At 35.6% G+C, this 21772-nt stretch carries 20 protein-coding genes; 15 read left to right on the top strand and 5 right to left on the bottom strand.

The window, feature by feature from the left end; all coding sequences use genetic code 11:
• Window positions 1-123: 123 nt before the first annotated feature.
• The 4 genes from QMO11_RS01395 to QMO11_RS01380 all read left to right on the top strand — a co-directional run bounded on the left by QMO11_RS01395 (window position 124) and on the right by QMO11_RS01380 (window position 4282).
• Entirely contained in the window at window positions 124-888 is a 765-nt protein-coding gene (locus tag QMO11_RS01395; protein WP_282035680.1) for an NAD(P)H-binding protein, read from the top strand.
• A 130-nt stretch (window positions 889-1018) separates the two neighbouring features.
• A complete protein-coding gene (meaB, locus tag QMO11_RS01390) occupies window positions 1019-2149 on the top strand; it encodes a methylmalonyl Co-A mutase-associated GTPase MeaB (RefSeq protein WP_068472811.1) in 1131 nt (376 codons plus the stop codon).
• Between the two features lie 158 nt (window positions 2150-2307).
• Entirely contained in the window at window positions 2308-3405 is a 1098-nt protein-coding gene (locus QMO11_RS01385; RefSeq protein WP_068472805.1) for a TlpA disulfide reductase family protein, read from the top strand.
• 205 nt (window positions 3406-3610) lie between these two features.
• A complete protein-coding gene (locus QMO11_RS01380) occupies window positions 3611-4282 on the top strand; it encodes a DUF4369 domain-containing protein (protein ID WP_068472804.1) in 672 nt (223 codons plus the stop codon).
• 819 nt (window positions 4283-5101) lie between these two features.
• Here QMO11_RS01380 and QMO11_RS01375 read toward each other — a convergent pair.
• Window positions 5102-6040, bottom strand: a complete 939-nt coding sequence (locus QMO11_RS01375; RefSeq protein ID WP_282035679.1) for a cation diffusion facilitator family transporter — start codon at window positions 6038-6040, stop codon at window positions 5102-5104.
• Between the two features lie 164 nt (window positions 6041-6204).
• Here QMO11_RS01375 and QMO11_RS01370 point away from each other — a divergent pair, with 164 nt between their 5' ends.
• A complete protein-coding gene (locus QMO11_RS01370; protein ID WP_282035678.1) occupies window positions 6205-7395 on the top strand; it encodes a M20 metallopeptidase family protein in 1191 nt (396 codons plus the stop codon).
• Window positions 7396-7687: 292 nt separating this feature from the next.
• Window positions 7688-7855, top strand: coding sequence for a DUF362 domain-containing protein (locus QMO11_RS01365; protein ID WP_068472801.1), 168 nt, complete (start codon window positions 7688-7690; stop codon window positions 7853-7855).
• A gap of 61 nt (window positions 7856-7916) precedes the next feature.
• On the opposite strand, the gene QMO11_RS01360 is transcribed toward QMO11_RS01365, so the two are convergent.
• A complete protein-coding gene (locus QMO11_RS01360) occupies window positions 7917-8447 on the bottom strand; it encodes a 5-formyltetrahydrofolate cyclo-ligase (RefSeq protein ID WP_282035677.1) in 531 nt (176 codons plus the stop codon).
• Between the two features lie 15 nt (window positions 8448-8462).
• On the bottom strand, window positions 8463-9479 hold the full coding sequence (gldB, locus tag QMO11_RS01355; RefSeq protein WP_282035676.1) for a gliding motility lipoprotein GldB: 1017 nt from the start codon (window positions 9477-9479) through the stop codon (window positions 8463-8465).
• Window positions 9480-9601: 122 nt separating this feature from the next.
• Between gldB and QMO11_RS01350 the strand changes: the two genes are divergently transcribed.
• The 5 genes from QMO11_RS01350 (at window position 9602) to QMO11_RS01330 (ending at window position 14844) form a co-directional block, all read left to right on the top strand.
• Window positions 9602-10576: a bile acid:sodium symporter gene (locus tag QMO11_RS01350; protein ID WP_282035675.1), complete on the top strand. Its 975-nt coding sequence runs from the start codon at window positions 9602-9604 to the stop codon at window positions 10574-10576.
• A gap of 188 nt (window positions 10577-10764) precedes the next feature.
• Complete coding sequence (locus QMO11_RS01345; RefSeq protein ID WP_068472791.1) at window positions 10765-11421, top strand: porin family protein; 657 nt, start codon at window positions 10765-10767, stop codon at window positions 11419-11421.
• A gap of 47 nt (window positions 11422-11468) precedes the next feature.
• Complete coding sequence (locus QMO11_RS01340) at window positions 11469-13118, top strand: NAD+ synthase (RefSeq protein ID WP_068472790.1); 1650 nt, start codon at window positions 11469-11471, stop codon at window positions 13116-13118.
• Between the two features lie 228 nt (window positions 13119-13346).
• Window positions 13347-13982, top strand: coding sequence for a flavodoxin family protein (locus tag QMO11_RS01335; RefSeq protein ID WP_282035674.1), 636 nt, complete (start codon window positions 13347-13349; stop codon window positions 13980-13982).
• Window positions 13983-14133: 151 nt separating this feature from the next.
• A complete protein-coding gene (locus QMO11_RS01330) occupies window positions 14134-14844 on the top strand; it encodes a Crp/Fnr family transcriptional regulator (RefSeq protein ID WP_068472786.1) in 711 nt (236 codons plus the stop codon).
• A 134-nt stretch (window positions 14845-14978) separates the two neighbouring features.
• Here QMO11_RS01330 and QMO11_RS01325 read toward each other — a convergent pair whose 3' ends face one another.
• Complete coding sequence (locus QMO11_RS01325; RefSeq protein WP_282035673.1) at window positions 14979-17441, bottom strand: bifunctional UDP-N-acetylmuramoyl-tripeptide:D-alanyl-D-alanine ligase/alanine racemase; 2463 nt, start codon at window positions 17439-17441, stop codon at window positions 14979-14981.
• A gap of 14 nt (window positions 17442-17455) precedes the next feature.
• Window positions 17456-18034, bottom strand: coding sequence for a thymidine kinase (locus tag QMO11_RS01320; protein WP_282035672.1), 579 nt, complete (start codon window positions 18032-18034; stop codon window positions 17456-17458).
• A 141-nt stretch (window positions 18035-18175) separates the two neighbouring features.
• Here QMO11_RS01320 and QMO11_RS01315 point away from each other — a divergent pair, with 141 nt between their 5' ends.
• The 4 genes from QMO11_RS01315 to QMO11_RS01300 all read left to right on the top strand — a co-directional run bounded on the left by QMO11_RS01315 (window position 18176) and on the right by QMO11_RS01300 (window position 21752).
• Window positions 18176-18988 carry a hypothetical protein gene (locus QMO11_RS01315; RefSeq protein ID WP_282035671.1) on the top strand — a complete coding sequence of 271 codons (813 nt, stop codon included), beginning with the start codon at window positions 18176-18178 and terminating at the stop codon, window positions 18986-18988.
• Window positions 18989-18997: 9 nt separating this feature from the next.
• Window positions 18998-19708 carry a 16S rRNA (cytidine(1402)-2'-O)-methyltransferase gene (rsmI, locus tag QMO11_RS01310; RefSeq protein ID WP_282035670.1) on the top strand — a complete coding sequence of 237 codons (711 nt, stop codon included), beginning with the start codon at window positions 18998-19000 and terminating at the stop codon, window positions 19706-19708.
• A 172-nt stretch (window positions 19709-19880) separates the two neighbouring features.
• Window positions 19881-20744, top strand: coding sequence for a Cbp1 family collagen-binding glycoprotein adhesin (locus QMO11_RS01305; protein ID WP_068472777.1), 864 nt, complete (start codon window positions 19881-19883; stop codon window positions 20742-20744).
• Window positions 20745-21053: 309 nt separating this feature from the next.
• The gene (locus QMO11_RS01300; RefSeq protein ID WP_282035669.1) at window positions 21054-21752 is read left to right on the top strand and encodes a YjjG family noncanonical pyrimidine nucleotidase; all 699 of its coding nucleotides are present in this window, start codon (window positions 21054-21056) and stop codon (window positions 21750-21752) included.
• Window positions 21753-21772: the final 20 nt, after the last annotated feature.

Here is a 21772-nt window from a genome sequence, read left to right as displayed (position 1 = left end):
TGTGCTTAAATTTCACAGCTTAGATATAAGTATATCTGACTTAGATTAACTTTATAGGCCAGATAAAAAACGAAGTGGAACAAAGCGTAACTTTATTAGTTTATAAATCAAACATTAATACAAATGACAAAAAATATAAGTATTCTGGGTTGTGGTTGGTTAGGTTTACTATTTGCAAAAGAGCTCCTAAAAAAAGGTTATAAAGTAAACGGTTCGTGCACAAGTACTGCGAAACTAGATACTTTAAAGCAAAACAACATTAATGCTTTTGTAATAAACACCGAAGATATTAATGATAACATCGAGCCTTTTCTTGATTCAGAGGTATTGTTAATTGCAATTACATCAAAAAACATTGAAGCGTATCGTTCTTTGATAAAGCATATCGAAAAATCAAATATTAAAAAAGTAATATTCATCAGTTCAACTTCGGTATATACTGCAAGTAATAGTATTGTAGATGAAGAAACGCCTACGAACGACGGCCCATTAGCCGAAATAGAGAAACTATTTATTAACAACCCTATTTTTAAAACAACCATAATTCGTTTTGCTGGTCTTATTGGATATACCCGCAAACCTGGTAATTTTATCAGACCCGATAGTATCATACGCAACCCCAAGGGATATGTAAATATGATTCATCGCGATGATTGTTTAGCTATTCTTCATCTTATCATCACTAAAAATGTATTCGGACAAGTTTTAAATGCTTGCGCAGATGAGCACCCTACTCGCGGCGAATATTACATACAAGAAATGAAAAAAGTGGGCAGAGAAAACCACAAACTAGAAGAAGAAAGTACAGCTCCTTACAAAATAATTAGTAACCAAAAATTAAAGAATATTTTAAACTACAGTTTTAAGTACGCCAAGTTATTAAGCTAAGCTTTTCTTTTTGTTTTAATTTTAACGCTACACATTGAACATGTTCAACTAAATTCCGTTTTGCTTTCTGATAAATTACCAAAATAAAGCAGTATTTTTGCTGCAAATCAATTAATCCGTAAAGTATATTATGGCGAATAACGATCAATTTGGATTTAAGCACGACGATCATCATATAGAAAACGACCCAAATTTTAAAAACCTCAATGTTAATAAGGGAGTTGAAAATATTGAAATAGTAAATAAAGCTGCGGCTGAAAGATTCTTAAAACGCAAACGAAAACTACCGAGTGTTGATACTTTTTTTGAAGGTATCCGCAAAGGCGATATCACACTGTTAAGCCAAGCGGTAACATTAGTAGAAAGTTCTAAACCTGAGCATCAAAAAATTGCCCAAGAAATTATTGAGCGTTGCTTGCCATTTACAGGCAAATCAATTCGATTGGGGATTACAGGTGTACCCGGAGCCGGAAAAAGTACTTTAATAGAATCGCTAGGAATGCACATTGTGAAAAATGGTGGCAAGCTTGCTGTATTAGCAATTGACCCTAGTAGTGAACGATCAAAAGGAAGTATTTTAGGTGATAAAACCCGCATGGAAGAGCTTTCGGGCGAAGCCAATGCCTACATACGCCCTTCCCCTTCGGCCGGATCGCTTGGAGGAGTTGCTCGTAAAACCAGAGAAACCATTATTTTATGCGAAGCGGCAGGCTTTGATACTATATTTATTGAAACCGTTGGTGTGGGTCAATCTGAAACGGCGGTACACTCAATGGTCGATTTCTTCTTACTGATTATGCTTGCCGGAGCTGGCGATGAACTACAAGGCATTAAGCGTGGTATTATGGAAATGGCTGATGCCATTGCTATAAATAAAGCCGATGGCGACAATCAAAAAAGAGCATCGATGGCAAAAGCCGAATATACCAGTGCACTACACCTATTTCCGCCTACAAAATCAGGTTGGTCGCCGAGGGTAGAAACCTGTTCTGCATTATACCACGAGGGCATTGCCAATTTATGGGATATGGTTAAAGAATACGTTAATAACACCAAGGCCAATTCATACTTTGATGCACGACGTAAAGACCAGAGTCAGTATTGGATGTTTGAGAGTATTAATGAACAACTTAAGGCCAACTTTTACACCAATAATGAGATTAAACCTGAAATTGATAAATTTAAAAATCAGGTACTTAATGATGAAATTAGCTCCTTTGCGGCAGCACATAAACTACTCGAACTATACTATAAGGGATAAAACCCACATATAAGGCAATATTTTAAAGGAAATCACGTAAAAGATATTGTGGCTAGGTAGTGGCAGAATGTAAAAATCTGACTATTATTGTACGACTAAAAAAATAAATAACTAAAATAAACGATTAAGTAATTTTACTTGATACAACAAAAAAACAAATGAAGAAATTATTAATTATTGCTATTGCTGCAATTAGCTTTGTAGCTTGTCAGCAAAAAAATTACACAATTAACGGTACTATTGAAGGCGTTGCTGAAGGACAAGCTATTCTTCAAACAATTGAAGGTGGTCGTCCTGCTCCAAAAGATACTGCAGTTGTTACTGATGGTAAATTTACTTTTACAGGCGTTGAAGATGAAGCTCAATTGTATTTAATTTTTATTGATGACAATAGAGCTCCAATTGTATTTTTTGGCGAAAACGCGAATATTACAATTACTGCTGATGCAAAAGAGCTTAACAAAGCTAAAATAACAGGTTCTAAAAACACCGATATCTATACTTCTTTCATTGATGGAATTCCTTCTAAAGACAGAATGGAAGTAATTCAAGGAGAATACCAACAAGCTATGGGTTCTGGAAACCAAGAAGCCATTGCTGCTATTCAAAAAGAAGTTGAAGAAATAATGGAAAAGCAAAAAGCTTATTTCATTCAGTTTGTTAAAAACAATACCACTAACGTAGTTGGTGCTAACATGGCATTGCAAGCTGCTAGCGAGTTTGAATTAGATGAATTCAAAGCTTTAATAACTTCTTTTGAAGCTAGCTTAGGTGAGCACAAATATGTGGCAGCTCTTAAAGATATTGTTGAGCCAATGGAAAAAGCTGCTGAAGCTAAATTAGCTACTGAAATAGGTGCTGTTGCTCCAGATTTTACGCTTAAAACAGCTGATGGCGCTGATATTGCTTTATCTTCTTTAAAAGGAAACTACGTATTGGTTGACTTTTGGGCATCGTGGTGTAAGCCTTGTCGCGAGGAGAACCCTAATGTTGTTAAAGCTTACAATGAATACAAAGCTAAAGGGTTTGATGTGTTAAGCGTTTCTTTAGATAGAGATGAAGAAGCTTGGAAAAAAGCTATTGATGAGGATGGTTTAAGCTGGACTCAATTAATTGACGGAACAGGTGACGTTGCTAACACTTACGGTATTCAAAGCATTCCTTTTACTTTATTATTAGATAAAGAAGGTAAGATTGTTGCTAAAAACCTAAGAGGTGAAGAACTTGAAGCAAAATTAGCTGAGTTATTGAACTAAGCACTAGTTTATAAAAATATCAAAGCCGGACGTTGTACCGGCTTTTTTTTATAGAAATTATTTGTAATCATAACCTTTTGGTTTATAATCCACAACAAAACAAATATTAGAATAGAAACTTTGAAATATTTAATCGAAGATTATTTAAAATTATAGTATTGTTGTAGCTCTAAACAAATAGGAATTATTACTTGAAAAAAAACATATGAAAAATTTATTAATTATTGCTTTGGCTGCCATCAGTTTTGTAGCATGTCAGCAAAAAGACTACACAATTAACGGTACAGTAGAAGGGGTATTAAACGGACAAGCGATTTTACATACTCTTGAAAATGGTCGTCCTGCACCTAAAGACACCGCTGTTATTACAGATGGTAAGTTTACTTTTACAGGATCTGAAAAAGATGCTCAGTTATATTTAATTTTTATTGATACCTATAGAGCTCCAATCATATTCTTTGGCGAAAATGCAGATATCACTATTGCTGCCGATGTAAAAGAGCTTAATAAAGCTACTATTACGGGTTCTAAAAATACGGATATCTATAATTCTTTTATCGAGGCAATTCCTTCGCAAGTAAGGTTAGACGAAGTAAAACGTGAATACCAACAAGCTATGAGTTCTGGTAACCAAGAAGCTGTTGATGCAATCAGAACAGAGGTTGACGAAATTATGGAAGAGCAAAAAGAGTATTTTCTGCAATTCATAAAAAATAATACAAACAACGTTGTGGCTGCTCATTGGGCAATACAAGCTGCTAGCGAGTTTAATTTAGAGGAATATAAATCTTTAGTAACTGCGTTTGAAACAGACTTAGGAACGCATAAATATGTTACTACACTCAATGATATACTTGAGCAAAAGAAAAAAGAATAGTTGAGGTATTAAGTTAATATCAATGTTATAAATTCAGCTTTGCAATAAAGTTGTTTGAAAATACAAAAGCCGGCCATTGTGTCGGCTTTTTTTATGCTTTTAACCATACCTACTGTGCATATTAACTATCCAATACCAATAGTTTCCTAAATGTTTTTAAGGCTTGGTTCTATTTTACTGATGTCTATCTTAGTATCGGATCTTTTATTTTTAGGGGTTTGTTTTTATGCGTCATATTATATGGCCTCTTTACAAAAAACTTTTGTTTTATCTAAAGCTTTAGTAAGATTGGCTAGCTGAGAGCTGTGCTCTCAGATCCGCCAACCGCACTTAAGCTTTAAATAAATAAGAAAGTTATTTGTAAAGTAGCCTTGAATTTCTTTGCTTCCGTTTCTTGCTTCAAGGCATCGGGACGATTAAGAATTGAGTATTCTTAATTGTTTCAGGATGAAGTCGGGTTTGGGTTGAAAACCCAATACGTAATATAATTTAGGCCAAAATTGATCCTGAAGGGCTTTAGCAAAAGAAAAAATGCTGGTGACACAGTTTATTGAATAGACCCCGCTAAGCTTTGTGCAACATGTATTAATGTTCTCGTAATTTCGCTAAGCTTTGTGTAATATGAATTAATGCTCTCGTAATTTCGCTAAGCTTTGTGCAACATGTATTAATGCTCTCGCAATTTCGCTGAGCTTTGTGCAACATGAATTAATGCTCTCGCAATTTCGCTAAGCTTTGTGCAATATGAATTAATGCTCTCGCAATTTCGCTAAGCTTTGTGTCTTTAAATTTTAATCTAACTTGGGTTAATAAGCATGCCTACTCGTCTAAATTAATAATTGACTTATCGTTACACACATTATATTCGGCCTGCAAAGTATGATGACTAATATTATAGTGATGGCTCAACTCATGACGCACTATATTTAAAATAGCATCTACCTCTGATAGTTTAAGATCTTTATCTAATTCGATATGAGCTTCGAAATGATTTTCGTGATCGCTTAGTTGCCAAATATGGATATGATGTAGGCACTTAACCCCTTCGATTTTCTTTATAGATTCAACAATATCGTTAAGATTTATATGCGATGGTGCAAATTGCATGAGTACTTTGGTGGCGCCTATCACTAATTTCCAACTTGAGATGATTAAGTAGATGGCAATCATGATACTTAAAATACTATCGACCCAATAAAAACCATAATATTTCATCATTAAACCGCCAATTAAAACCGCAATTGAGGTTAACATATCAGAAAATAAATGAAGATAAGCTGCCTTCATATTCATGCTGTGTTTGGCATCTTTCTGAATCAGCAGCACACTTAAACCATTGGCTACAATACTGAGTAGGGCCAACCAAATAACCATATCGCCTTTAACAGCAATACTTGAACCGCCCATTAATCGCTCTACGGCTTCTACTATTAAGTATACTGATATCCCGAGAAGAGTCGTTGCATTGATAAATGCGGCTAATATTTCGGCCCGTTTATAACCAAATGTTTCCTTATGTGTGCTTTCGCGCTTGCTTAACTTATTGGCAACCCATGAGATAATAAGCGCCATTACATCCGACAGATTGTGCAAAGCATCTGTCATTAATGATAAACTTTTGCTATACAAGGCCCCAATAATTTGAGATACGGTTATAAGCACATTTAGTAAAATGGCAATACTCAAATTGGTTCCTTTTAGTTCGGGGTGATGATGCCCATGATTGTGATGATGATGGTGAGAATGATTATGGCCCATAAATTAGTTTTAAAAGTAAATTTAATAAAATAGAGGTTTCATTTTTCAAATTCGTTTCTAAATGATCTCTAAATTAAGTGAGAGCAAGTAAAGATGATACAAGCAAAAAGCGAAATAAGAATAAATGAGTGTATATTTGCAGGCATAATTTTAGATAAGTAACAATGGATTTTAAGCACGAAATAAAGAACCTTACAAAGAAATATTATTCGGAAATAATAGGGATTAGAAGACATATTCACGAAAATCCGGAATTATCCTTTGAAGAATTTGAAACTTCTAAATATATCTGCAGTAAACTGGATGAATATGGCATCTCCTATAAAGCTGGTTATGTAAAAACGGGTATTATTGGCACCATAAAAGGTAAAAATCCTGATAAAAGAGTAATTGCTTTGCGAGCTGATATGGATGCCCTACCTATTGATGAGAACGAAGCCCATGATATAAAATCGTGCAACAAAGGTGTGATGCATGCTTGCGGTCACGATGCCCACTCTGCTTCGCTTTTAGGAACTGCCAAAATATTAAATGAACTTAAAAACGAATGGGAAGGTACCATCTTGTTAATATTTCAACCAGGTGAAGAGAAATTTCCGGGAGGTGCTAAATTAATGATGGAAGAAGGTGCTTTAGATAACCCAAAACCTGAAATTATTTTAGGGCAACATGTGCTACCAGATATGGATGCGGGCGATGTGGGCTTTAAAGAGGGTATGTACATGGCTTCGGGCGATGAAATTTACTTAACCATTACGGGTAAAGGCGGTCATGCTGCCATGCCACACACCTTAACTGATAACGTATTGGTAACTTCGCATATTATTGTAGCCTTACAGCAAATTGTGAGTCGATTTGTAGCAGCAAGCATCCCTACTGTTTTATCGTTTGGTAAAGTAATAGCCAATGGTGCTACCAATATTATCCCTGAAAAGGTTGAGGTTGCTGGTACTTTAAGAACAATGAACGAAGAGTGGCGCGCTAAAATAAAAGAACAAATTAAAAAAGTTGCCACTGAAATGGCTTCGAGCATGGGCGCTCATTGCGAGGTTAAAATCAACGATGGCTACCCTGTAGTTACCAATGAAGCTACCGTTACCGAGATGGCTTACAATGCGGCTCAAGATTATTTGGGAACAAAGCATGTGCATAAAATGGATATTAGAATGACTGCTGAAGACTTTGGCTATTACACTGAAAAATTCCCTTGTACTTTTTATCGTTTCGGAGTAAAACAAGATGGAGATAAAAAAACAGGAGGTTTACATACGCCAGGTTTTAACTTAAACGAAGATGCTTTAGAAACTTCAGTTGGCCTGATGGCTTATTTGGCAATAGAAGCCCTGAAGAAATAAGCATGCTTATTGAAACCAACATGGCAAAGTTCTAACAGTATCTATAAAAGTGATCCTTTATTTGAACATTTTCTGTTTTATAGTAAGATTTGAATTTGAATACTATAGCTATTAAAACGGGTACTTTTATAGATGTTTTTTGATTTAAATATTACAAATAACAAATAAGAGGCAAGGCTTTACCTTATTTAAAAGCATTTCAAATTGATAGCAATATTCGATTTTTGTTTCCTTTTTAAAAAAAAGAAAATAATTTTGCTAGCCTAAATACTAATATTAAAATAATATAATCATGGCTTACGTTATTAATGACGATTGTATTGCATGCGGAACTTGTGTTGACGAGTGTCCAGTAGATGCAATTTCTGAAGGAGATATTTATAAAATTGACGCTGATGCTTGTACTGATTGTGGTACTTGTGCTGATGTTTGTCCTACAGAAGCAATTAGCCCAGCTTAATTGCACCAAACAAAAAAATAAAAAAACTCCATTTCTTACGAGATGGAGTTTTTTTTATGTCTTAGCCAAACAAAACCTGATCTAACTTAACATCATGCGGCTCTATTGGAATAGGGTTTCGCCTTTGTAATTGATAGCCTACCCCTATTTTATAAGCATTTACCAATTGAGGTAACAGACGGTCGTAATAACCACCTCCCCTGCCCATTCGGTCGCCATTATCAGAAAATGCTACACCCGGAACAATGGCTAAATTAATGGCTTCTAAATTGCTAAAAACATCGCCAATAGGCTCAAGTATATTATAAGCACCACTGCGCATTTTATCTAAGCCTGTAAATTGTATTAAATCAACTTTAGCGCCATTTACAACCGGAAGGTAAATTACTTTATCGTGAAACCACTTTTGAATAAAGGCATGCGTTCCTAATTCATCGTTCAACGACCAATAGCATAGAATATTTTTAGCCGAACGAAATAATGACATACGCTCTAAGTCGGCAAAAATGGACAGAGAAGCGTTTTCCTTATCCTTGTTTGATAACGTTTTCTTTTGCGTTGCAATGTCTTCTCTAAGAAACTTTTTATTCATGGGCTATGTATTACACTATGGTCTGTATTTTGATGCCGCTAATATTTTACGTCCATCATTGTTCTCCATTAATTCTTTGAGGCTAACATCCGGATTGTTTTTCATATACGATTGTATAATCTGATATCCTAGGTACTCGCCAATACGTGGGGCTGAATCGTTTCCAAAATGAGCTGAAAAAGGTGCATCGCCAGTATATTTCTGAATCGTCATTCGCTCATCGTTAAACAAATGCTTCCATTCAACAATTGCGGCCCAAGTATCTTTCTCTGTTTTTTCTGCCCATCGCAGTTGATCCTTTGAATAATCAAAAAGTAAAGTATTCTCTAGCTTTGGGAACATCTTCTTCACAAAATACTTGATCTTACCCTGATAAATCATATTACTAATTACATCATCATTCACATTACGCTCAGGATACAAAGTGAGCCCCATTGCTCGAAGAACATCAGGTGCCATTTTTTCTTTTATCATGCCCACTCTTAAATATTTTGGAATCTCTAACCACTCATAAAAGATGCAGTCTGCCCCTAAATACTTTTCAATACTCACCCCTACCCAATCCATATCAACGGCAATAGATTGGCTAAAGCCAGATACCATCAAATAAATATCAGGCACTTCATTCTCCGGGAAATAATATTTGTAATATTTAAAAGCTTGGCTCAGCTGGGCCGAAAAATCTTTATGATCAACAAATACATGTTGCGCCGAATCAATGATATCCTTATTCGCATCATAATCAACAAATGCTAAAACTCGTTTTCCATAATCAGCACCATCTAGCGGTCCCGATTTTACAATACGCTGACAGTAAGCATCCATAAAAACAGGATATTTCTCGTTCAGTGTAGCCAAAGAACTTTCTACGTTTGAAGAATCCATAGCATCAAACTCCTTATAGAACTCGATAATATTAACATCGGCATTAATATTAGATACATCAGGCGTATTATCTGAATTACACGACAACAAAACCATCATAATTAGGGCAAGCAATAAGTATTTTGATGATATTTTATTTAATAACATGGGCAATTTTTTATTGAAGTTGTTTGAAGTCCAAACTTAAATATTTTATCCGACATTTTTATTTGCCGATATAGCGATCTCGGAAATAGATTATTTTATTTTTGTAATCAAAGATATCCCTAATGCTAAAAAAGATAGACGGTTTTATTATAGCACTCATTTGTGTAATTGTATTTGCTTGGTTTATACCTATCTCTGATCATACAATAAACACAAATTTAGAAACCATTACCGACATTGGTATTTCTTTAATATTTCTGTTTTATGGTTTAAAACTTAGCCCCAAAGAAATGAAGATGGGTTTGGCAAACTATAAACTCCACATTTTAATACAGGCCACTACCTTTTTATTATTCCCTTTACTGATATTGTGTTTACTTCCCTTGGTAAGTAACCCTGATTTGCAAATACTTTGGATGGCACTATTCTTTATGGCTGCGCTGCCCTCAACCGTTTCTTCATCAGTTGTAATGGTATCAATTGCAAAAGGAAATATTCCGGCAGCCATTTTCAATGCTAGTTTATCGGGTTTGTTAGGCGTAATTATAACACCCTTGTGGATTGCCATTTTTATGACTACCAGTGATCATCAGTTTAGCCTTACAGATAGTGTAGTAAGCTTAATTCTTAAAATTATATTACCCGTATGCATTGGCTTAGTTTTAAATAAACGCTTGGGACATATTGCTCAAAACAATAAAAGAGCATTGACTTTATTTGATAAATCAGTAATACTCACAATAGTTTACCACAGCTTTAGCAATTCATTTTCATCTAATATATTTGGCAACTTTAAAGTAAGCTACATTGTATATACCCTTATCATCACCATTGGTGTTTTTGTAATGGTATATTTCATCAGCAATTTTGTGGCACTTAAACTGGGATTTAGCCGAGAAGATAGAATTACAGCATCTTTCTGCGGGTCAAAAAAATCATTGGTTCATGGTTCTGTAATGGCAAAAGTGCTATTTAAAGGTATGTCAACCCAAGGAGTTTTTATTGTGCCCATCATGATATATCATTCTATACAGTTAGTTATAATTAGTTTTATTGCTCAAAAAGAAGAGAGGAATACTCAAAAAATTGAGGACTAAGCCTAGCTTAAGCTATATCATTAAGCTGATACTATCACAGATTTTAATTATGTTTGCGGTATAATTATTAAACAATTATTTTGTACTACAAGAGATATCAGTACATATTAAATCATCTGTTTTAATACCAAGAACACTTGAACTAAACAACAATTTATCTAAACATTGCTTAGAAATAATATTACATCATGAGAAAATTACTTTTTGCAGCTTTATTTATATTGATAACAAATGCCATCTGTGCTCAAACACAACGCGAATCGGATCTTAGGTTTGCATTTGCATTAAGTCCGCAAATTAGTTGGTTAAAATCAGACCACGCAGATGTAGATGGAAATGGAAGTTCTTTTGGCTACAATTTTGGAGTAGTAATGGATAAGTTTTTTGCTCCTAATTACGCCATTTCTACTGGTCTTACCATTAATACCACAGGTGGTACATTAAAATATATTGAAGGTGGTGATTTTACCATTGGAGGAAAACCTACAGAATTAGAACCAGGAGAATCATTAGAATATCGATTAAAATATTTAGAAATCCCTTTGAGCTTAAAACTACAAACCAACGATCAACAGCGCACAAGTTTTTATGGTGTTTTTGGCTTATCAGCCAATATTAACGTAAAAACTAATGATGGTTCGGGTAACAGCTTATCAAACGAAGTTCGTGATTTATTTGGATCGTATCATTTTGGAGGCGGCATGCAATATTCGCTTGGAGGAAACAGTTACCTTTCGTTCGGAATGCACTACAACCAAGGATTTAACGACATTACCAAGAATAAAGACTTTGATGATAAAACGGTTCTTAACAGACTGGTATTTCAATTAGCCCTTATCTTTTAATCGCCAATTAAAAGCTGGCAAGTACATAACAATTACATTTATTTAAAATGAAAATAGCCTTAGCACAACTAAATTACCATGTAGGTAATTTTGCTAAAAACACTGAAAAGATACTGAGTACTATCAAAACTGCAAAAGAGAATAATACCGATTTGGTTGTATTCTCTGAATTGTCAGTTTGCGGATATCCCCCACTCGACTTACTCGAAAGAGAAGAGTTTGTGCAACAATGTATTGAGCAAATAGAAATTATTGCACAACAATGTATTGGGATAGCTGCAATTGTAGGAGGGCCAAGTATTAACCCTGAAACTAAAGGAAAAAACTTATTCAATTCTGCATTTTTTCTTCACGAGGGTGTTGTTGAAGGTATACAACACAAAACCCTACTTCCAAACTACGATGTATTTGATGAGTATCGCTATTTTCAACCCAATAGCAGTTACAGAACAATTTCATACAAGGGCAAAAAGCTAGCTATTACTATTTGTGAAGATTTGTGGGACGAACAGCCTGTTGCAAATTCATTCGCAAAAAGTAAGCTATACACTAAATCGCCAATGAAGGAGCTTATGAACTTAGAGCCTGATTTGGTAATTAACATTGCGGCCTCTCCATTCTCGTATAACCAAGGAGAAATTCGCCAGCAAATCATTAGCAATAAGGCAAAGAAGAATCATATTCCAATTGTATATGTAAACCAAATTGGAGCCAATACCGAATTGGTTTTTGATGGAAGCTCTTTGGTAGTAAATAGCGAAGGCAAGGTGGTTAAAGAACTCGCGGCTTTTGCCGAGGACTTACAATATTGTGAACTCGATAAAATTGAAGACAACACAACCATTGAAGTTAAGGAATACGACAAATTAGCTTTAATTCACGATGCCTTGGTTCTTGGAGTAAAAGATTACTTTAACAAGATGGGCTTTAAACAAGCCACTTTAGGATTATCGGGTGGTATTGATTCAGCTGTTACGGTTGTTATTGCAGCTAGAGCTTTGGGTGCTGAAAATGTAAGAGTACTTTTATTGCCTTCTAAATATTCATCTGATCATTCTATTAAAGATGCTGAAGACTTGGCTAAAAACCTCGGAATTCAGTACGACATAGTTCCTATTAAAGGGATTGTGGATGCATACGAAGGAACGCTTAGTGATGTTTTTGAAGGTCAGAAACCTGACGTTACAGAAGAAAATATTCAGGCACGTATTAGAGGAACTTTATTAATGGCACTCTCTAATAAATTCGGGCATATATTATTAAATACCTCTAACAAAAGTGAGGCTGCTGTGGGTTATGGCACCTTATATGGCGATATGAACGGCGGTATGTCTGTAATTGGGGATGTATATAAAACGGATGTATTTGACCTTGCTAGATATATGAATAAAGATGGTGAAGTAATTCCTGAAAACACCATTGTAAAACCACCATCAGCAGAGTTAAGACCTGATCAAAAAGATTCTGATTCGCTACCTGATTATGATGTTTTAGACAACATTTTATTCAATTATATTGAGAAAAATGAATCGCCAGAAAAAATAATAGCTCAAGGTTTTGATGCCGAAACAGTACTAAAAGCGGTGAGTTTGGTTAATAGAAACGAGTATAAACGTTTTCAAACTCCACCAATTATTAGGGTATCGTCAAAGGCTTTTGGCTTAGGAAGACGAATTCCTTTGGTAAGCAAAATATAAAATTGATTTACTAAGAAGCCAATTTAGAATTTGCTTAAAAAATATATTAGGCCGAACTTACATCTTTCATGTTAGTTCGGCCTTTTTTGAGCGGTCATACTGGCTTAGGGATAGAAACGGCATCCTTTGTGAGCCCATTATGGCGAAGCAAAGATATAGTGTATAGCCCGGACCGCAGGGAAGCCCATTAAAGTTAAATAGTATAAACATTCAGATAATTTTTTTATTATGAAAGTAGTAGCCATTAACGGTAGTCCTCATAAAAAAGGAAATACTTACCACGCCATTAACATTGTATTTAATGAATTAGAGAAAGAAGGTATTGAAACCGAAATTATTCATGTGGGACACAAAGCTATAAGCAGTTGTATTGCCTGTGGAATGTGCGCTAAAAACCAAGATGAAAAGTGTATTATAAAAGGAGATGACGTGAATTATTGGATTCAGAAAATGAAAGAAGCTGATGGTATTTTACTAGGCTCTCCTGTTCACTATGCGTCGCTTGGTGGTAATCTTAAATCGTTTTTAGATAGAGCATTTTACGTGGCTGGTGCAAACAAGTCCTTTTTTAGGCATAAAGTTGGGGCTAGCGTTGTAGCTGTGCGTAGATCGGGCGGGTTACCTACATTTAATGAGCTAAATAATTACCTCAGCTATTGTGAGATGCTAATTCCAACATCGTGCTATTGGAATGTAATACATGGAACGAAGCCGGGTGATGCCCTTGAAGATAAAGAGGGGGTACAAATTATGCGTGTACTTGGCAAAAATATGGCATGGCTAATGAAATTGGTTGAAGCTGGTAAATCAACGGTTAAGGAACCTGAAAAGGAAGAAAAAGAATGGACAAGTTTTATTCGATAAATCACCATTTAAACACTAACCAATAACCAGTTACACCAAATTAATAATATATAAACAGACAAAAAAGTCCTCATATTTTCTAATTACTTGGGAATATGAGGGCTTTTTTATACTTTAGCCGAAATTAGATGTTGTAAAACACATTTTTAAGATGCCAAAGAAAATTACGAATTCCAATGTAGAGTTACCTACAATTGAAGACATTACGCAACTATATTCTGTTCTTACAGATGAAGAGAAGGAGATTGTTTTAAACAATCACACTGTTCGTCAGTTCAAGAAAAATGAAGTGATTTATCAGGAGGGCGAAACCCCTGATGAGCTGCTTTGCTTGGGTTCAGGTAAAGTAAAGGTGTATAAAAATGGGTTTGGCGGGCGTGATCAAATCGTTCGTATGGCCAACCCAACCAGCTTTATTGGCTATCGAGCATTTTTTGCCGGAGGGCCGCATGTTGCTTCTGCTGTTGTTATTGAGCCTTGTGTTATTTTCTATATACCCAAGAGTATTGTATACAAGCTGTTGGAAACGAACCCTAAATTTAGCTTGAATATTATTGAGTCGCTAGCACGTGAGTTAGGCTTTTCGAGATACAGAACGGTAACATTAACCCAAAAACACATTAGGGGGCGATTGGCTGAAAGCTTATTAGTATTAAAGGATATTTACGGAATGGAAGATGATGGAGTAACATTGAATGTTTACCTATCGCGTGAAGACCTTGCTAACTTTTCGAATATGACAACTTCTAATGCCATCAGGACTTTATCTACTTTTGTTAATGAACAAGTAATAACTGTTGATGGTAGAATCATTCGAATATTAGACGCAGAGAAACTAGAACGAATTTCGAAACTAGGATAATAAAAAAAGGAGCTTAAAGCTCCTTTTTTCGTTTACTAAATACTTCTCTAAACTTCTTCTCTATTTACGATTAGAAGTTTTAAATTTTATATTGACAGCAATAAGCATCTGCTTTAACAGATATTGCTTATTAACTACTCATAATAATATACCCTATTTACCCTTCTACTAATGCCCGTAAATACTTCATACGGTATAGTATCTAAGCTTTTCGCGATTTCTTCAACTCGGATATTTGGACCGAATATCTCCACCTCTTGCCCTTCGTTGGCATCTAAACCTGTAACATCTAGCATACACATATCCATACAAATATTACCCACAATAGGTGCCAACTGAGCGTTAACTAGCATTGCGCCGTTTCCGTTACCCAGGTGCCTATCTAAACCATCAGCATAGCCAACTGGTACAATGGCAATATCCGAATCGTAATCTAGCTTCCCTTGTCTATTATAACCTATGGTTTGTCCCTTAGGCACCTTTCTAATTTGAGATATGTAAGATCGGAATTTAATGACATTACTTAATTTATGCGACTCTACCGGACCAATGCCATACATGCCAATTCCAATGCGAACCATATCATACTGATGATTCGGAAATCGCAGAATACCTGCCGAATTCAGTATATGCTTATCTACTTTTCTATTGATTGTTTTTTCAATTTTAGCTACAAGGGCATCAAATAGATTAAACTGATGCATTGAGAAATCATCAAAAGCCTCATAATCACTGCCTGATAGATGCGAAAATACGGATTGCACTTTTAAGAAGCTATATTCCTTCAACAGAGCATTTAAAAGCCAGACATCTTCATTATTGAAGCCTAGCCTATTCATGCCTGTATCAATTTTAATGTGCACCGGATATTCGGTTATTGCTTCGCTTTGTAAGGCCGCAACAAACGACTTTACCACCTTTATACTATACAACTCAGGTTCTAAGTTATAATGTAGCATTGTTGAAAAGCTCTTCTCCTCAGGATTCATTACAATTATTGGTAAGGATATGCCGGCTTTACGCAACTCCACACCTTCATCAACAAAAGCCACTCCCAAATAATCAATTTTCTGATGCTCAAGTACGTTTGCGATCTCAAACGAACCACTCCCGTAACTAAAAGCCTTAACCATAGCCAACACCTTGGTATTTTTATGAAGTTTACTTCGATAAAAATTTAAGTTATCAACCAATGCATTCAAATTAATCTCTAATCGAGTTTCGTGATGTTTTTGTTCTAGTGCAGCTGTTATCTTTTCAAATTCAAACGATCTTGATCCCTTAATAAGGATAGCCTCATTATTGAAATCGTTTTGAGTAACATTTGACAATAAAACATCTGTAGAATTATAAAAGCGAGCGTTCATTTGAAAACAAGTAGCATTTCTGCTCAAGGCTTCTCCCACTGCATATAATTTTGAAACGCCCTTTTTAAGCAGCAGTTCGTTTATTCTGCTGCAAATTTCTGCATCGGTTAATCCACTCTGATAAATATCCGATAAGATTAAGGTTTTGGATGAGTTTGTTCCCTTACTTTGTTGACTTAAAAAGTCGAGAGAAAGTGAAAGAGATGATATATCTGAGTTATAGGAGTCGTTTACTAGTATGCAATTATTTATACCCTCTTTTAATTCCATTCGCATGGCAACAGGAACTACCTTTGGAAGATTACTCTGAATATACTCTGCAGAATAACCCAGCACAAATAAACAGCTAATGGTATTTAATAAATTTTCCTTTGAAGCAGCATCAGTATAAGAACTATCAAATAAATACTCCTCCCCTTTGTAGGTTAAACTAAAGCTCCATCTATCATCAACAGATTTAGTGCTTACTTTAATTTGAGCATTGTCTGATGTTCCCCAAGTAACTTTATTGATAAGGGGATAAGTTTTATTTATTTCGTCATCTATTAAAGCATCATCAGCACAATAAATAATTGTGGAACAACCTTTAAATAGCTTAATCTTTTCTTTTAGTTTTTGACTTTGCGATTCAAAATTCTCGCGATGAGCAGAACCTATATTGGTAATAATTCCAATATTTGGTTGAATAATAGACTCGAGCTTGCTCATTTCATTGGGCTCTGAAATACCAGCCTCAAATACGCCCAACTGACTCTCTTCGGTTAAATTCCAAACAGAAAGAGGAACCCCCACTTGGCTATTATAACTTTTAGGCGAACGCACCAACCTACGGCTGCTACCTACCATTTGAGCGAGCCATTCCTTAACAACAGTTTTACCATTACTACCTGTAATGGCAACCACATCGCACTTACTTTTTAAACGTTTGGCCCTTGCTAAACTCTGTAAACCTTCAACGCAGTTATCAACAATAATAAAATTGGCTTCTTTACATTTATGAAAATACAAAAAGGTATGATCAACCATAAAGTTACGAACCCCAAGCTCGTAGAGCTTAGCTATAAAATGGTGCCCATCGTTGCGCTCTCCTCTAATGGCGATAAACAAGGCATTGGCAGCATCAGCAATAGTTCTACTATCAATAGACAAATATCGTATGCTTTGGTCATTATTAATAATAACCTTTCCGTCAATCCACTCTGATAACTCTAATAATTGATAACTCTCCATTTTCACTTACAATTTTAGACTTTCTGCAAACCGGTATAACAATCTCTGCAAAGCGGTTCGTATTCTGATTTCTCTCCCAACATAATGCGCGCCTCTTCTGTAGCCAAACGATGTGAGTATTGTGCTAAATTTCCGCAACGCATACAAATAGCATGAACCTTTGTAACATATTCTGCACAGGCCATTAAGCCGGGCATTGGTCCGAATGGTTTCCCCTTAAAATCCATATCTAAACCCGCTACAATAACTCTAATTCCCTGATTGGCTAACTGATTACAAACATCAAGCAAACCGGTGTCGAAAAACTGAGCTTCATCTATTCCTACAACATCAACATTGCCGCATAAAAGTAAAATATTTCCTGAAGTTTCCACTGGTGTGGATACAATTGAATTGGCATTGTGTGAAACTACCTCTTCGGTACTATAACGAACATCTATATGCGGTTTAAATATCTCCACTCTTTGCTTGGCAATTTTTGACCTGCGCAAACGACGTATTAATTCTTCGGTTTTGCCCGAAAACATAGATCCGGCTATTACCTCGATCCAACCATTTTTGGCATTGGTATTATTTGATTTTTCTAAAAACATGAGACGATATACCCAAATTTAGTGCGAATAACTTTATTTTTATCTCTTTAACGTATTACGAGCTTTTATAAGCAAGCAATCATTAACTTTGCAAAGAAAGTAAGAAAAAAGACTTTATATTTTATTCTTGATATATTTTTTATGGATAAAGAAGCATTATTAAGTATCATTTTAAATGATCTCAGTGAGATTGAAACACTCATTAAGTCATTTCAGGGACAGGCAAATATTCCGAATGCATTTATTGAATTAACTGAAAAAAAAGTAAGCCACCTTACGGAAGAGCTTAATATGCTAAAAGGCCTAGGTGCTAATACCGTAGAGAGCAAGCCTATTGAAAAAACTGAACCCATAAAACAAGAAACACCTGCTGCTCCGAAAGAAATTATTCAGCCCGATATTATACCAGAAGCCAAGGCAGAAGAGCTTACTACAGTAGAGCCAATTGCTACTGAGAAGGAAAGTATAGTTAAGGAAGAGATAATTGAAAATAAGACCACTGAAAAACTTGTAAAAGAGACTTCGGTTATTGAAGAAAAACCAATTATTGAAGCTGAAAAGCCTAAAGAAATTGTGGAAGAAAAACCAACTGCAACTGCTGTAAAAACAGAAGCGGTGGGAACAAAAACAGAGCAAGCAAATAACTTACGACTTGGTGAAACTTTGCAAAAGGGCAAAAGGGCTTTAAACGATCAAGTTACTCATGCTGATATTAGTAAAAACCTATTGGGAAAACCCGTTGCCGATTTAAGCAAAGGATTGGGTATTAACGATCGTTTTTTATACCAGCGAGAGTTATTTAATGGCAATGCCACGTTAATGTCGGATACGCTGGGCCAACTTAACGAAATGGATTCATTTGAAAGTGCACTTACTTTTCTGAAATCGAACTTTAATTGGGAGAATGAAGAGCTGAGTAAAAACTTTTTCAACTACGTACAACGAAGATTTTAATACAACATAATGGGTAAATTATATATTGTTCCGACCCCAATTGGAAATTTAGAAGACATTACTTACCGTGCCTTACGAATTTTAAAGGAGGCTGATTTTATTTTAGCTGAGGATACGCGTAAAACAGGCTTTTTATTAAAGCATTTTGAAATAGAAGCCAAAATGTTTTCGCACCATAAGTTTAACGAACACAATACTTCTGATAATGTGGTGCAGCATATATTAGCCGGACAGACGGGTGCTTTGGTTTCGGATGCAGGTACACCGGCTATTTCAGATCCGGGTTACTTACTAGTGAAACATGCTATTGAGGCTGGCGTTGAGGTAGAGTGCTTACCGGGTGCCACCGCTTTTGTTCCGGCCTTGGTGAACTCGGGTTTACCGAACGACCGCTTTTGCTTTGAGGGTTTTTTACCACAGAAGAAGGGCCGACAAACTAAAATGAAATTATTGGCTGAAGAAACCCGAACAATGATTTTTTACGAATCGCCTTTTAGACTAACAAAAACTTTGGCGCAAATGGCCGAATATTTTGGCGGAGAAAGACAAGCTAGTGTTTCGCGCGAAATAACTAAATTGCACGAAGAGAATGCCAGAGGTACTTTAGATGAGCTTTTTGCCCACTTTGATGCCAAAACAGTTAAAGGTGAAATTGTAATTGTGGTGAGCGGAAAAGTGGAAAAAGAAATTAAGAAGGAAAAGAAATATAAGAAGGATTAACAAGCATTGTTAATTGGCTGATGATAGAGGCACAGGCTTTAGAACCCAGCTGGCTTAGGGATAGAAGCGGCATCCTTTGAGAGCCCATTATGGCGAACAAAGATATAGCGCATAGCCCGACCCGCAGGGGAAGCCCAAAAAAATAATTAAGAATAACTATAAAATAATTATCATGAAGAAACTAATTGCATTGCCTTTATTGGTGCTATTATTTGCTTGTAACAACCAAGGACACAAAACTACTCAAGAACAAAACGATTCGTTGATAATTGCCAATGCAGAGTTGGAGAAGATTTCGAATGAATTGGTGACTTCTTTAATTAGTATTGATGATAATTTGCAGGAAATAAAGAAGAAAGAGAATTTGATTGATGTGAATTTGAACTCGTCGGAAAAGAATTCGAGAAGTATTCAGGATCAGATTAACAGTGATATTCAATCTATTTACGATTTGATGCTGGCCAACAAAGCTGAAATTGCGGCCTTGGAGAAACAGCTAATTAGTAATCATTCGTCGGATAAAAAACTGAACGATTTAGTAACGCGACTTAACAGACAGTTAGAGGAAAAAAGGATTGAAATTATTAAGCTAAAGGAGCAGATTAATAAAAAAGATATTCAGATTGCAGCCCTAAACTTTACGGTTGAAGGCATGGAACAGGTGCTTGACTCGCTTAACAAAGAGAATAAAGGTGCCACTAGCGAGTTAAAAATGGCTGTTAAAAAATTATATACTGCCTATTATTCGTTTGGTACTAAAAAGGAACTGAAGGAACACAAAATATTAACTGCCGATGGTTTTTTAAGCAAGGCTAAGTTGCTTGAGGATAGCTTTAATGAAAACTATTTTACTGAGATTGATATTAGAGAAACAGACTCTATTGCCTTGTACAGACCAAAGGTGAAGATTCTTTCGAACCACCCTAACAGTTCGTACAGCATTGATACTGACGACGAGGGCAATAAACTTGTAGTTATTACGGATAAAGATGCCTTTTGGAGCATCTCGAAATTTTTTGTGGCTCAGGTTAACTAGTAAAAAGCGGCGTGAATTTTATTTAAACGTCCAAAAAGCGCTTGGGCGAGCAATGAAATTTCTGCATTACAAGAAACACGGCTTAGGGAAGCTTTAAAGTTTCTGCATTGGAAGAAAAAGAGTTTGGGGAAGCTTTAAAATTTCTTTAAAGCATGAAAAAGCCTTTGGGCAAGCAATGAGAAAATTTCACGCCCTGTTTTTAAAAGTAGGTCGTGAAATTATTTCACGCACCATTAATTTTATCAGGCCGTAAAATAATTTCACAGCCCTATTTTGTTTTAGGGCTTTAAAAAAAATTACCTCTTATATATGTTACCACAGAAATACAAGCACTTATTTTTCGACCTTGATCATACGCTTTGGGACTTTGAAACAAACTCGCTACATACGCTTGAGCAGCTTTTTGAAAAGTACCATTTGGGTAATAATTTTGAGAGTTTTAAGCATTTCTACGATAGGTACGAGGCCTATAACGATGAGCTTTGGGAATTATACCGCCTGGGGAAAATAAATAAAGCAAAACTGAACTTTGATCGTTTTCATACGCCTTTTTCAGAGGCCGGATTAAAGTGCGAATCAACGGCAGAGAATTTTGCGAGCGACTATATCACTGTTAGTCCTACCAAAACAATGTTAATGCCTAATACACTGCAAGTATTAGAGGCCTTAAAGCGAAAGCACCAACTGCATATTATCACCAATGGTTTTAAAGAGGTTCAGTTTACCAAACTTAAAAATAGTAAGCTAAAGCCATTTTTTACCAAAGTGTTTATTTCGGAAACTATTGGTGCTTCGAAACCTAAAAGATCGTTTTTTGAGCATGCGGTAAAAAGTACCAATGCTCGCAAAAGCGAATGCTTGGTTATTGGCGATAATTTAAAAACGGATATTGATGGGGCTATTAATTTTGGGCTCGATTACGTTTTCTTTAACCCACAAAAAAAGCCGCATACTCGCACTTTAATGCATGAGATTAGCGACTTACAAGAATTACATTCGATAGTTTAAAGAGATAATAGATAGTAGAC

Source organism: Saccharicrinis aurantiacus, from assembly GCF_947489045.1.
Classification (GTDB): Bacteria; Bacteroidota; Bacteroidia; order Bacteroidales; family Marinilabiliaceae; genus Saccharicrinis; species Saccharicrinis aurantiacus.
The sequence above is the reverse complement of the archived record's forward strand: the minus strand, read 5'-3'. Positions and strand labels throughout refer to the sequence as shown.